General features: G+C 43.0%; 12 protein-coding genes. 4 read left to right on the plus strand and 8 right to left on the minus strand.

From position 1 onward, the window contains the following. Positions 1 to 52: 52 nt before the first annotated feature. Together NSU11_RS19005 and NSU11_RS19010 are read right to left on the minus strand one after the other, a co-directional pair. Positions 53 to 1,150: a saccharopine dehydrogenase NADP-binding domain-containing protein gene (locus NSU11_RS19005; protein WP_342493724.1), complete on the minus strand. Its 1,098-nt coding sequence runs from the start codon at positions 1,148 to 1,150 to the stop codon at positions 53 to 55. Further along, a complete protein-coding gene (locus NSU11_RS19010; protein WP_024423945.1) occupies positions 1,147 to 1,854 on the minus strand; it encodes a class I SAM-dependent methyltransferase in 708 nt (235 codons plus the stop codon). The genes NSU11_RS19005 and NSU11_RS19010 overlap by 4 nt, the downstream gene beginning before the upstream one ends. A gap of 129 nt (positions 1,855 to 1,983) precedes the next feature. Here NSU11_RS19010 and NSU11_RS19015 point away from each other — a divergent pair, with 129 nt between their 5' ends. Beyond that, positions 1,984 to 2,991: a helix-turn-helix transcriptional regulator gene (locus NSU11_RS19015; protein WP_024423946.1), complete on the plus strand. Its 1,008-nt coding sequence runs from the start codon at positions 1,984 to 1,986 to the stop codon at positions 2,989 to 2,991. 36 nt (positions 2,992 to 3,027) lie between these two features. Here the strand turns inward: NSU11_RS19015 and yidA are convergent, their stop codons facing one another. Further along, on the minus strand, positions 3,028 to 3,840 hold the full coding sequence (yidA, locus tag NSU11_RS19020; protein WP_024423947.1) for a sugar-phosphatase: 813 nt from the start codon (positions 3,838 to 3,840) through the stop codon (positions 3,028 to 3,030). 301 nt (positions 3,841 to 4,141) lie between these two features. Here yidA and NSU11_RS19025 point away from each other — a divergent pair, with 301 nt between their 5' ends. Next, entirely contained in the window at positions 4,142 to 4,501 is a 360-nt protein-coding gene (locus NSU11_RS19025) for a MerR family transcriptional regulator (RefSeq protein WP_073208013.1), read from the plus strand. 129 nt (positions 4,502 to 4,630) lie between these two features. Further along, positions 4,631 to 5,614 (plus strand): Gfo/Idh/MocA family oxidoreductase, encoded by a 984-nt coding sequence (locus NSU11_RS19030; protein ID WP_151862743.1) that lies wholly within the window; start codon positions 4,631 to 4,633, stop codon positions 5,612 to 5,614. Between the two features lie 40 nt (positions 5,615 to 5,654). Here the strand turns inward: NSU11_RS19030 and NSU11_RS19035 are convergent, their stop codons facing one another. Then, a complete protein-coding gene (locus NSU11_RS19035; protein ID WP_073208019.1) occupies positions 5,655 to 7,169 on the minus strand; it encodes a PAS domain-containing protein in 1,515 nt (504 codons plus the stop codon). 315 nt (positions 7,170 to 7,484) lie between these two features. Here NSU11_RS19035 and NSU11_RS19040 point away from each other — a divergent pair, with 315 nt between their 5' ends. Next, on the plus strand, positions 7,485 to 8,822 hold the full coding sequence (locus NSU11_RS19040) for an amino acid permease (protein WP_044334970.1): 1,338 nt from the start codon (positions 7,485 to 7,487) through the stop codon (positions 8,820 to 8,822). Between the two features lie 31 nt (positions 8,823 to 8,853). Here the strand turns inward: NSU11_RS19040 and NSU11_RS19045 are convergent, their stop codons facing one another. The 4 genes from NSU11_RS19045 to NSU11_RS19060 form a co-directional block, all read right to left on the minus strand. Then, positions 8,854 to 9,837 (minus strand): DNA alkylation repair protein, encoded by a 984-nt coding sequence (locus NSU11_RS19045; protein ID WP_259279832.1) that lies wholly within the window; start codon positions 9,835 to 9,837, stop codon positions 8,854 to 8,856. A gap of 215 nt (positions 9,838 to 10,052) precedes the next feature. Then, complete coding sequence (locus NSU11_RS19050; protein ID WP_024423953.1) at positions 10,053 to 11,381, minus strand: GntP family permease; 1,329 nt, start codon at positions 11,379 to 11,381, stop codon at positions 10,053 to 10,055. 24 nt (positions 11,382 to 11,405) lie between these two features. Further along, positions 11,406 to 12,950, minus strand: a complete 1,545-nt coding sequence (gntK, locus tag NSU11_RS19055; protein WP_342493725.1) for a gluconokinase — start codon at positions 12,948 to 12,950, stop codon at positions 11,406 to 11,408. Between the two features lie 184 nt (positions 12,951 to 13,134). Next, complete coding sequence (locus tag NSU11_RS19060; protein WP_034624103.1) at positions 13,135 to 13,992, minus strand: MurR/RpiR family transcriptional regulator; 858 nt, start codon at positions 13,990 to 13,992, stop codon at positions 13,135 to 13,137. Positions 13,993 to 14,028 lie beyond the last annotated feature (36 nt).

The following is a 14,028-nucleotide window of genomic DNA, read 5'->3' on the forward strand; positions in this document are numbered from 1 at the left end:
CACCGGCACGCAGACCTGACACCGAATGCGAGGGTTTGTCTGCACGCTGCTTTTATGCTGTCAAAAGGCTGGCTCTTATCGCTAATGCCTGCTCTTTCTTTGTTATTTGATCCATCAAAGCAAAATAAACGTTCTCAAATGTTAGTGAAAATAATTCTTCAATATGAAAAATTCCTGGCTGAAACCGCCTGCTCAATAAATGCAGGGCCGCAGCACAGGCGACTTGAGCTGTTGCTTGAGACTCGTCGTGTCCTTTTATACCAAGCGCTGCATGATGAACCTTTTTCCCATCCGTCCCTGCCGCTTCCACTTTGACTGCATATTGATCTGTTCCCACTTGAGAAGATTGAATCATTGAAATGGCTCTGTCCTTCATCTTCGGCAGTGTAAGGAACGACGTCAGTCCAAGGCTCCTTGTGAAGGCCAATGCACCCGTCGCGAGACGTGAATCAAAACAAAGCCTTGTCGTCACAGATGGCACACGAAGTGTGGAAGGCAATGTCTGTTGATCAGAGAAGGGGAATCGATAGGCATACCGCTTTCCAAGCTGTTCACCAAAGTTGACCTGTCTGCCTCCAGTAAAGCTTTTCACTCTTTTCCGCTGATCATGCTCAGTAAGTTCATAATCAGTATGGACATGATCAATCGTCCATTCAATGGCGGCTTTTCCATGCTGATCCCCCAACCCAAGCATAATCCCAATATCTATTTGATCCACTGATGAAAGCATAGATGCCGCTTTTGCAGCTAATAAATTTGTAAGACCGGGCGCGAGACCTACACTGAGCAAAGCCGTTGCACTGATTTGCTGCAGATCCAGCTGTGCCATTTGCTCCATATACGCCCCCTTTGCAGAAATATCAATATAATCAATGCCTGCCCGCAGAACGGTTTCAGCAAATGACGTGTCATCTTGATCGAGACACATGATCACCAGCTTTGTTTCATCCATCCAGTCAGAATGTAATGGCTGACTAACATCTAGTTTGTAAGAACGGACCCTTCTTTTTGTCTGCTGTGAAAATTGTTCGGCCTTCTCATAGCTCCTGCCCGCCGCAACAATTTGCCCTGGATACACTTCACTTAACTGAAGACATATTTGCTGTCCGACATGTCCATAGCCGCCAATTACCATCACCTGTGATCTCATCTCTCATCCGCCTCTCTACGACCTCGCTTGCAAACAAGCCCTTTGATCATTCCTGCCTGAAAATAAGGTCTGATGTCTCGAAACCCCGCCTCCATTAAATGTCCTCTCATCTCCTCCTCAGGCACAGGATATGTTGCACGTCCCACCCTGTCATTAAAGGACGAAAACACTTCTTTTCCTAGACCTTGCCGCTTCATGAAAAGAGACAGCATATGAAGCTCTTGCTGAAATGCGCTGGAATTCATCTCTCCTTGTATAAATGCGAGTACAAACGGGGCCCCTGGTTGAAGCCTTCGGGCAATCTCCTGTAAAAATGGCAGCCGATTTTCTACAAAATGAATCACGAGCAGGCTCACTGCGGCATCGTAAACAGCTTCAGCAGACACCTTGTTTAATGCGGTCTCATACCAGGTGACACGCGCCTGCATATGGAGCTGTGAAACCCGCTGTTTCGCCATATCCAGCATAGATGCAGACGGATCGACTCCTGTGATGAGCCAGTCTTCTTTTCTCTGAAGCATGTTGATGATCTCTTCGCCCCCACCCGCTCCGACAGTTAGAATACGAGAGGCCGCTCCCTTTATTTCAGTTTCTAATACATCTACTGATAACTCATGCAAAAGGTGATAGCCGGGTACTTTATGTGAAATCGTTGCTGCGTATGATTCAGCAACAGGGTCTTGCCAATGCTGGTTTCCTTTCATATGATTCTCCTCCAGTTCCTTTCCGCTTTCCATCGTTTCCTGTACACTAACGATATGACGTCTTTATTGTAAAAAGAGGCACCAGAAAAAACGATCCCTAAAAGTGGGGGTTTTTGAGGAGGAGATCATGTGGTCAATCCAGCCACTCATTTTCAGCAGATAAGGCAGCACATACGGGACGAGCTTGCTGCTGTCATTGATTTTGATGCCGTCTGTATCACAACCATCGATCCAGCCACTCTCCTCTCGACAGGTTCCTACACTGATGAACCGATTGAAGAAATTCATGACCAGCTCTTTCAAAATGAATTTTTAAAAAGGGACGTGCATCAGCATGAGTTTCTAGCCAAAGGCCCTATTCATGCTGCGAGTCTCATCCAAAGCGGGGCATATTTGAACAGCGAGCGCTATCAGCATATTTTGTTACCTAACGGTTGGTCTGATGAATTGCGGGCAGCCCTTGTGATTCAAGGAGAATGCTGGGGTATCGCCAGCCTTTATCGTCAAAAGGGCAAGGAACCTTTTCAGAAGCGAGATATACAAGCAGTCATCGATCTAACACCGGCACTTGCAGCCAAGCTGAGAGATGAGCTTTTCAAAAAAAGAGACACTGAAGATGATGATGCGGCGGAGCAGCAAGGATTTCTCATGCTTTCAACTCATTACAAGCTTCTTTATGGAAATGAGACAGGGCTCCATTGGCTTCGTACATTTCAAGCCTTTGAACAAATCCATGACCAATCCGTCATGCCCCGCCCGTTCAGAGCATTAGGCGCTAAACTTTTATACGGCGGGACCGATCAAACAGCAGCAAGCATCACAAGAATGCCTACGGGGGTCTTTCTTTCCCTTCAAGCCTTTCGATTGGCGCAGGCTGACAGGCAGGAGGAGGCTATCATGATTCACATCAAACGAGCCCAAACAAATGATATTCTTCCTTATGCAGCGAAAACGTACAGGCTGACAGAAAGAGAGATGAACGTCCTCGACTGCTTATTAAAGGGCCAGTCGACAAAGGAAATTGCGAGTACGTTATATATTTCACCCCATACCGTTCATGATCATGTGAAAGCGATGCTGCAAAAGACGAATTTAAGCAGCAGACGTATGCTTGTTTACTTTTTCTCCAATATATAAAAAAAGCGGCTACCGCACTGGCAGACCGCTCTTTTCTTATTTTCCTAAAACCAGCTCATGCAGGACATGTGCTACTCCGGCTTCATTATTAGATTTTGTTACAACATCTGCTACGGCTTTGACATCATCAATGGCATTTCCCATAGCGACGCCGCAGCCCGCAAACTCTAGCATTGAGACGTCGTTCCCGTTATCCCCAATAGCCATGACTTCTTCACGAGGAATTCCCAGCTCCTTCGCTAGAAGCTTCACGGCATTTCCCTTACTCACATCAGGATGCAGGATTTCAAGGAAGAAATCTGTACTTTTTACCATCATATACTTTTCCTTCACTTCAGATGGAATGGCTTGTATCGTTTTTTCCAAACGTTCTGGCTGATCAATATACATCATTTTTGGAAGTCTCATCGATGAATCTGCCTCTTCAACAGGCATATATTTCAGCGGGAGTTTTGTTAAGTAGGATTCAAGCACTGTGTATTCACTAATATCGCGATTCGGTGTGTATAAATTGGCTGAATCGAAATAATGCATCGGCGTGTCCAGCTGACGGCTCAATTCATATAACGAAGTTAAGTCATCATAGGATAATGTCAGCTCTGACACCACTTCATTTGTATGGCTGTTTTGAACAAGCGCTCCATTATAGGCGATCACATAATCTCCCTCTTGATCAAGCTGAAGATCAGCTAAATAGCGATTTACCCCGCCAATTGGCCGGCCTGTACATAAAACAATTTTAATCCCTTCTGCCTTAGCCTGTTGAATGGCTTCAAACACTTCATCCGGCACCATATGTTGATCATTTAATAACGTACCATCCATATCAATTGCGACTAATTTATACATTCACTGGTCCCCTTTTCTCAGCAAAAACGTGCTGTCACTATTTTGAGCCACCATTACGATGATGACAGGTTATTTCATTACTATTTACCTATTTTAGCCTATCGTTTTTTCTTCACGCTGTCTACTTGTTCTTATCTGTAACAAATATCACATGAGTCTACTCTATTATAACGCATTCTATTCATCGTGCTGATCACCCATTTGAAACAAGTAAAATAGAAAAATTGTCCACCACTATAGAATGTTTTGAAACGAGCAAATCTAATTGTATGATGAATAGCAAAGAAAGGAGGTGCAGGAAATGATTACGTTTACGAGAGGTAAATTGTCAAAAATGTCTGGAGTACATATTGAAACCATTCGTTTTTACGAAAATGAGGGGGTGCTCCCAGAACCACAGAGAGCACATAACGGCTATCGTCTATATGATAAAAAATATGTACTCATGCTGTCATTTATCACCGAAGCGAGAAAGCTAGATTTCTCACTTAAAGAAATTCGTGAAATTATCAAATCACTTTTCGAAAAACAGTCAAAAACAGAAGCTGAACAGCTGCTCGAGCAAAAAGTCGAAGATATCCAGCACTCTATTCAAGAGTTAAAAAAAAAGAAGGCAGCTATTCAATTGTTAACAAAGCAAACATTAGCAAATATCAGCTGATTGTAAGGGCTGCCAAAGGTGTGTCAGTGTTGGTCACTGGCACACCTTCGCTCAGGTATCTCAGTACACGTTCAATGAAAACATCGGTTATACTAGAGTCAGCTTAAACGAGTGGAAGGGGTTTTGAGAATGAACATCGCAACCATCGGAACAGGTATCATTGTGGAAGGCTTCCTGCAAGCGATTGAACAGCTCGACGGTGCTTCTTGTCACGCTGTCTATTCAAGAAAGGAAGCAACGGCAAAGAAGCTCGCAGACAAATTTGGAGTGCAGACAACTTATACGGATCTAACTGCTATGCTAGAAGATCCTCACGTAGAAGCCGTTTACATCGCATCACCGAATCGTTTACATAGCGAGCATGCAACGAAAGCATTGAAACACGGAAAACATGTGATATGCGAAAAGCCTTTCACCTCTAATGTGAAAGAGCTGGAAGCCTTAATCGCTCTCGCAAAGGAAAAGCAGCTTCTCCTATTTGAAGCCATTACGACCGTTCATATGCCAAACTATCATTTGATCAAAAAGCACCTTCATCAATTAGGTAAAATCAAACTGGTTCAATGCAACTATAGTCAATATTCAAGCAAATATAATCAGCTGCTAGCCGGCGAAACGCCAAATGTCTTTAACCCTGAGTTCTCTGGGGGAGCGCTGATGGATATTAATATCTATAATGTCCATTTCATCATGAACCTCTTTGGATCACCAGAGCAAGTCCGATATCAGGCAAACCGCCATCCAAACGGTATTGACACATCTGGTGTTTTGACGTTCACTTACAGTGATTTTATTGCGACAAGTGTCGGCAGTAAGGATACAAGCAGCATGAACTTTGCATTGATTCAAGGAGAAAAAGGCTTCATTCATGTGAAAAATGGGGCGAATGGGTGCGAGGAAGTGCTGCTGCATGTTGATGACAGGGTCATCTCACTCAATGCACAAACGAATCCAAATCGTCTGTTTTATGAAGCAGAAGCCTTCCAGCAGATCATTGAAACAAAAAATCATGAACAGTGCTATGCATGGCTTGATGAAAGTCTCTCCGTGATGAAAGTTCTTGATGCCGCAAGAAAAGATGCAGGTATTGTTTTCCCAGCAGATCAAATTTAATGAAAAAAACCGCCTTCTATGAGAGGGCGGTTTTTGACGATTAAATACTCTTTGAATACGCCACAAGACGCTGAGACATGTGATTCACTTCATCGACTGCAGCATTCACTTGCTCTGTTAAAGCAGCCTGAGTTTGCGTAAGAGCTGTCATATTCGAGATATTTTCAAGAATTTCATCAATTTGTGTTTTCATATCCGTTAAACTAGATTCAATATTTTCCGTTGCATTGGCACTATGCAGCGCCAGCTTTCGTACTTCATCTGCAACGACAGAGAATCCGCGGCCTTGTTCACCAGCTCTAGCTGCTTCAATCGCAGCATTTAGACCAAGCAGGTTCGTTTGGTTTGCCACTTCTTTGATTAAGTCAGAAATATTTTTTGTCTCATCTGCACTATTTTTTGCTAAGTGTGCGGCAGACGTTGACTGCTCTTGAGCGACAGCCAGCTCCTGTGCTTGATTTGTCACAGAGCTAATGCCCGAAACCATCTCACTAATAGAACTTGAAAGCTGTTCTACTTGTGAAGCCATTTCATCTGCTGTTTTCTCTTTGTTTTTTTCTAACGTGATGTCACGAATGGTTCCTGCCACACGAAGAGGCACACCTTTTTCATCACGGATGGTTTCACCACCTGCATGATACCAGCGGTACTCACCATTTTTGCGTTGCAATCTGTAATCAATATCAAACGGTGTGCGTCCAGAGTGGTCATTTAAATGATCTGCAAAGGCTTGTAAAGCCATTTCTTGATCCTCAGGATGCAGACGGTCGCTCCAGCTGCTCAGAACATTCGGGAAATCTTTTTCGTCTGTAAAGCCAAGAGTTGTTCTGAACTGCGGAGACCACCAGAATTCGTTATTTGGATTGACTGGATCGCCGGCCTCTACCACCATGTCCCAAGGAGCTTCGACAAGCGCACGGTTGATTAAGTCATATCTTGTGACAAATGCTTGCAGCTCTTCTTCTTTCAATTTCTGATCATGAATATCAAAAAGTGCTCCCGCCACACGAAGAGGGACACCATTCCGATCGCGAACAGTCGTTCCAGTTGCTTTGAACCAGCGATAATCTCCGTTTTTTAACTTTAAGCGATATTCAATATCATACGGCGTACGCCCTGAATGATCCAATAAATGCGAAGCAAATGCATCTAATGTATATTCTTGTTCATCCGGATGAATTCGAGATGCCCAACTGTCTAATAGGTTTGGAAAATCGTGCTCATTTTGAAAGCCGAGCATTTTTCGGAATTCATCCGTCCATGTGAATTCATTTTTTGGATTGACCGGGTCTCCAGCGATGACGACCATATCCCATAAGCCAACTTGAATGGCTTTTGTCACTAAATCCATCCGCATTTGAATATTTTCATTGGCATCCTGCATCTTTTGCAAAGCTTCATTCATTTGCGCCACTGCTTCTATTGTTTGGCTAGAAGAAAATGCAGCAGTATCTAATCTTGCTGAAAGGTCTCCCTTTTCAATTCGTTCTATTAATTGGCTGCTTTCACTCAGAAGGATTTCAGCCGATGAATCATTTGCTTTCCTCTTAAACATCTTTCATAACTCCTTTCAACTCTAACGTTCTTGAAATATTTTACAGTTATAAACAATTCTTTATTAGGACTTTAGTAGTACAAATGATATATCGACAAAAACTGAAAATTGTTTATGTCATAAATAAGGCAAATGTTCATTTATTTGAAGTTTCATTTTTAGGATATGGATAAAATAAGTTAATTATGGATATAAATATATGTTTTGATAGAATCAACCTCTATTTTTGTCTGAAAAATCTCTTTTTTTATATTGACACTGACGTCTTGAAAAAAGAAAATGGAACATAAGCATTTTTTAAAAAAGGAGAACGTCATGAGCGCGAATCAGGAGCAACAAGAATTAAAAAAGCTTTTATCACCGCGTCACATTCGCATGATTGCGATGGGCGGGGTCATTGGTACAGGAATCTTTAAAGGAAGTGCCGATACAATTGGTTTAGCAGGCCCTGGGGTCATTTTTTCCTATGTATTTGCCGGATTGCTGCTCCTCATTGTAATGGCAGCATTAGCCGAAATGGCCATTGTGTATCCGGGAAATAATCTTCGCGACCTTATACAAATTGCGCTTGGTCAACGTTTTTCATTTGTCGTCGGGTGGGTTTACTGTTTTATGTGGCTCACTGTATGTGTCATTGAGATTATTGCAGCTGGAAGTCTGCTTCAATACTGGCTGCCGAACGTGCCGTTATGGTCACTCTGTTTACTTTGCTCACTCTTAGTCATCGGAATTAACTTAAATAATGTAAAATACTTTGGTGAAATTGAGTTTTGGTTCGCTGGAATGAAGATTTTCGTTATTATTGTCTTTATTATTCTCGGTGCAGCATTATTATTTGGGATCATTCCAAACGAACAAAGCACACCAGCGCTTACCAACTATCAAAACTTCGTCCCGAATGGATGGGGTGCGATCTTTGCATCACTTTTAGTGGTTATTTTCTCTTACGGAGGCTCTGAATTGATTGGGCTGACCATTACTGAAACAAAGGATGCGGAGAAGGTTCTGCCTGGAGTAGTCAAAAGTATGATGTGGCGGATTATCTTATTTTACACATTGCCGATTTTGATCATCTGCGGCCTTATTCCTTGGAATCAAATTGACCCAAATAACAGTCCTTTTGTCCAAGTCTTTTCTGCTGCTGGTATGCAAGGTGCCTCTCACTTCATTAATTTCGTCTTAATTACAGCCGTTCTATCTGCCGCGAATTCCGGAATTTATGGAACGACGAGAATGATTCATTCTCTTTCTAAATCAGACGGCGGTCCGAAAAAACTGGCACGGGTCAACAAAAGAGGCGTACCCATTTTAAGTTTATGGGTTACCGTTCTATTTCTTCTCATCGGAACATTTTTTGCTTACTTATATCCAGACCAAATTTTCAGCTACATGCTGGCTATTCCTGGTTTTGCTGTTTCACTCATTTGGATCAGTATTTGTATGGCACATCTGAAGCTGCGTCCAAAATATCCACAGGAGCCGTATTTCAAAGTGTGGCTGTTTCCGTATCTAACTTTATTTGCAGGTCTTGTACTCAGTTTGAGCTTTGTTTTGTTCCTATTCAGACAAGAAAACCTGCCTAGCTCCATTATCAGTATCGGCTTCTTAGTCGCTGCCATCATCGCTTCATTCTTAATGAAAAAGAAGGCTTAAACGCCAAAACCCGCCGAAATGGCGGGTTTTTTTATGAGCTGCTATCTTCTGTTACCTCAAAATCAATCGACGCTTTTGGAATGCCGTTGATGATAATCGTTAAAGTATGGGTTCCCTCATAGTGCTTTCTCGTCGTCATATTTTGAAAGGACTGAGACCTGATAAATTCTCTATGTAACGCTGAACTTGTTTCAAACTCTGTGATTTTAAATACCTTTTGATTGCGGGTACCCCGAGCTTTGACATAGTCTATGGCATACTCTACACGCAGCTTTAGTGGCTTAGCAGCCTGAAGTGTAAATTGAAAGGTCATTTTCTCTCCAATACGAATAGGGTCTTGCACTACCTTCAAATCTGTTACTTGAACAGATGGATCATCCCCATAGCCAAACAAAGCCATGATATCTGGATCGCCTTTTTTTAGTAAGGTACGAGATGCATGTTTGATGATCCAGTTCGTATGTTCATTCGTTTCATACCAGCTTTTAGCCGTCTTCTTCATCAGATCAGGCCGAATCGCTGAAATGTCATTTAAGTGGTTTGCTACACTTTTTTGCACATAGCGCGCTGGGTCTGACTTCAAGTTTTCTAAAATAGGCAGCGTAACCGAAGGGTCCTTTTTAAGCGCAGGAACAGTTAATCCCCATGGCAAACGTGGTCTGCAACCTTCACTCGCCAGCCGCCGAATATGCTCATTTTGATTCTGTGACCATACAAGCATTTGCGCCAGCATTTTGTCTTGATCCTGAATCAGAAAAGGCCGAACGGCAAATTCAGAAGTCGAAAAAGGCGTAAAGAATTCGAGCGCCTTGATTGAGATATCCCAATGTGCTAGACCGTACGTTTCGACGTAGTCTGGAAATACAAGCGCACTAAGTCCTGAAAAATGCGGGGCTGTCTGACGCAGCACTTCAATTGCCTGCTCATAATCCTTAGGCAGACAGGCATGCATCGATTCAGTGACTCTTCTCATTCTGCCTTTTAACTCAAGCTGCTGCCAATCCTTTTGAAACACAAGCCGCTGGAATTCTCCAGCATCAAACCCAGTCGACGCTTGTACAAGTTTCTCCGCTAATTCTTCAATAAATAATTCATGATAAACATGTTTTAATGGTTCGATCGTGTCCGCCTCCCGCTTCTCAATATCTTTATTTTACCCCAATCTGAAAGAGGTGGTATTGCCAAAAGCAAAAACAGCCCAATTCCGTAGAATCAGGCTGTTGCGTTTCACTATATAAACATATTAATGATCATAATAAATGCAATGGCACTAACGGAAATGATCGTCTCCATAGCCGTCCATGTCAAAAACGTTTCTTTAATGGTCATCCCAAAATACTCTTTGATCAGCCAAAAACCAGAGTCATTGACGTGAGACAAAATCAATGAACCCGCCCCTGTAGCTAACACTAGAAGCTCTCTGCTCACATCCGGCATAGATGCAGCAATCGGTGCGACAATACCAGCTGCGGTCATCATGGAGACCGTAGCAGATCCTGTTGCCACACGAATAACCGCAGCAATCAGCCAGCTAAGCAGAATTGGTGAGATCGGCGAGTGTTTTGCTAAATCTGCAATATAATCACCAACACCCGAATCGATGAGCACATTATTGAAAGCCCCGCCTGCTCCAATGACAAGCAGAATAGAAGCAATCGGTCCTAAGCACTCATTACTAAAGGAAAGCACCCGGTCACGGCTCATCCCTTGCACAAAGCCAAGACTGAAGAAAGAATACACCGTTGCAATCAGCAGTGCTGTAATTGGATCTCCAATGTACTTAAATACCTGATACCAAATATTGTCCTCTGGTAAAATAATATCCGCCAGTGTGGCAAGAAGCATTAGAATCACTGGCACCAAAATCGTAAACATCGTATTTGCAAAGCCGGGAAGTTTTCGATCTTCATTGCGTTCAGTAAATTGCTTTCTCAGCAGCTCTGGAACTGGTTTATGAATCCGCTTTCCAATCCACTTTCCATACAGCGGCCCAGCAATAATAGCTGTCGGCAAACCGACAATAATGGAAAAGAAAATGGTTTTCCCCACGTTGGCATGATAGATGCCGACAGCTGCCATAGCAGCTGGATGAGGCGGCACAAGACCGTGAACGACAGACAAGCCAGCAATGAGCGAAATCCCAATTGTCACGAGCGAGATGCCCGTTTCAATCGCAATCGTAAACAATAAAGGAATGAGAAGAACGAATCCGACCTGGAAAAAGACAGGTATTCCTACAATAAAGGCAACAAACATCATCGCCCAATGCACATTTTTTGTCCCAAACCGGCCGATTAATGTGTGAGCGATCCGCTCAGCTCCACCTGATTCAGCCATCATTTTCCCAAGCATGGTTCCAAGCGCTAGAACTATGGCCAGCAATGATAACGTATTTCCTAAACCCGTTTTGATGGATTGAATGATTTCCTGCAGGTCCATCCCTGTGGCAAAGCCGACTAACATAGAGGTAATAATTAAACTCACAAACGGATTCAACTTAGCAACTGTTATGAGGATGAGTAAAAGGACAATTGCGGCAATCACGATGAATAAAAGCATGCTCTCCCACCTTTTCCCTGATGTTTAATGATTTTGTTTTAATTGAAGCGCACTAATGACATCAAATTCATCCTTGAGTTTGTCATAGAGACGCTCATATAAGTAAAACAGTTCTATGTATGTTTCATTGTTCTCCATATTTGGTTCATGACGAGCAGAGATTCGAATCCAATCTTGAACCTCTTCTATCTCTTCCATATAACCTAAACTATGAAGTGCGAGCACAGCCGCCCCAAGTGCTGATGCTTCGTAGCTTTCTGGGACAAGTACTTCCCTGCCCATCGTATCCGCTAAAATTTGCCGCCACAGCGGAGATCGCGCAAATCCGCCCGACGCCCTGACATCCTTTGCTGAACCGGTTAAATCCCTTAAGGCAACACCGATTGAGAACACACTCATAATGACGCCTTCTAACACAGCTCTTATAAAATGCTCCCGCTTATGCTGAAGACCGATCCCAAAGAAAGTGCCTCTCGCATTTGGATTCCAATAAGGTGCACGCTCACCTGTTAAAAATGGCAGAAACAGCAGTCCCTCTGAGCCGGCTGGAACTTTTTTCGCAATATCAATCATCAGGTTGTAAGGGTCCACTCCAAGACGCTTTGCTACCTCTACCTCCGAGGATCCAAATTCATCCTTCAGCCATCTCAGCATGATCCCGCCATTATTCGTCGGTCCTCCAACCACCCAATGCTTATCAGTCAACGCATAGCAGAACGTTCTTGACTGTTCATCTGTTATTGGTTTATCCACAACCGTACGGACTGCACCGCTTGTCCCAATCGTGACAGCCACCTCACCTTTTCCAATCGCTCCCACACCTAAGTTCGCTAGAACCCCATCATTCGCACCAACAACAAATGGTGTATCTTCCGCAATGCCCATTCGCAGGGCGATCTCTGGCTGAAGCCCTCTCAGCTGATACGTCGTGGGAACAAGTTCAGACAATTGATCAGCCTCAATTCCAGCAATACGCAGCGCCTGCTCATCCCATTGAAGCGTTTCCAAACGGAACAGTCCCGTTGCTGAAGCGATTGAATAATCGACGACATACTGACCGAAGAAATGATAAATAATATATTCTTTGATGGAAATGAATTTCGCTGCCTTCTTGAAGACATCAGGTGCCATTTCCTTGATCCACCGTATTTTTGAAAGCGGTGACATTGGATGGATCGGTGTACCGGTTCTTTTATACACTTGGAAGCCGTCCATGTCTGAAGTGATTCGCTTCGCTTGTTCTGCACTTCTGTTATCTGCCCAAATGATACTGTTCGTTAACGCCTTGCCATGCTTATCCATCACAATCAAGGAATGCATCGCTGTACTAATCCCGACGCCTATGAGATGTTTTGTATCAAATGCTGCTTTCGTCAACGCACCTCTTACACTTGCAATGACAGCTTCTAATATATGTTCAGGGTCTTGTTCAACCCATGCTGGCTGGGGCTGAATGAGATCATAAGGAACCGAATGTTTTGCTATCACTTTCCCCTGTGGTCCAAACAGAACCGCCTTTGTACTTGTTGTTCCAATATCCAAACCAATTACCGCCTGGTTTCCCTTCATCTGTATCACGCCCAATCATTGATTTGAAATCATATTTATTGTTTTGATATACCTGTTAAATCCCATTATAGGAATAATTTTTTCGACATTCAACGACTGAAAAGAAAATTATTTTCACTTAAAAGCTCACAATCGCTAACACAACAGCATTTTTCACTAATAGAAAAATTTATTTTTGAAACCATTACACCCTTTTTTGTGAAATGGTTTCTCTCATTTGTTTTAAATTTGTTAAAGTTTCCTGCTGCCTTAAGTGTGCAAGGGCAAAGTATAGTACGTCAATGACAGTGAGCTGAGCAAGTCTTGCAGACATCGCTTCTGTTCGAAAAGCCGTTTCTTGCGTAGAAGTATACAACGTGACATCGGCAAGCTGGCTCAATGGAGAGCGCTGATAGCTTGTAATACCGATGGTTTTCGCTCCTTTTTCCTTTGCTGTTTTCATCGCATCGAGTAAATCTTTATTACGGCCAGAATGAGATATACCGATCACTGTACTGTGCTGGTCGAGAAGACCGGCAGACATCGCTTGAAAATGAGAATCGGTGTGAACAATACAGTTAATGCCTGTCCTCATAAATTTATGAAAAGCGTCTGTTGCAATGAGTCCGGACCCGCCACTCCCATAAAACTCTAAGCGCTTTGCTTCATGAATGATTTGTATGGCTTTTTCTACATCCTCTGGATTCAACAATTGAAAGCTATCCTTTAATGCGGTTATATTTGCCTGAAAAACCTTTTGCATAAAAACGGCCGTATCATCATCAAGACTCATTTCTTCATCTACATAATCAGGCTTTGTTTGATCTATTTCCTGGGCAATTGCAATCTTCAAATCTTGAAAGCCCTCAAATCCAAGCCTTTTACAAAGACGAAAAATCGTTGCCTCTGAACTCGCTGTTTTTTTGGCAAGCTCAACAATTGATAAATGAATAATGTCGCCAGGTTCACTCGTAATATGTTCTGCAATTCCTTTCAGCTTTGGCGGCAATCCTCTGCTTGCTGCGCGTATTTTTTCAATACTACTTAAACTGACAGAAGCCAATTGACTTCACTCCTTCCTTAATCATGTGAGCGCATA

Source organism: Bacillus sp. FSL R5-0712, from assembly GCF_038593285.1.
Lineage (GTDB): Bacteria > Bacillota > Bacilli > Bacillales > Bacillaceae > Bacillus > Bacillus safensis.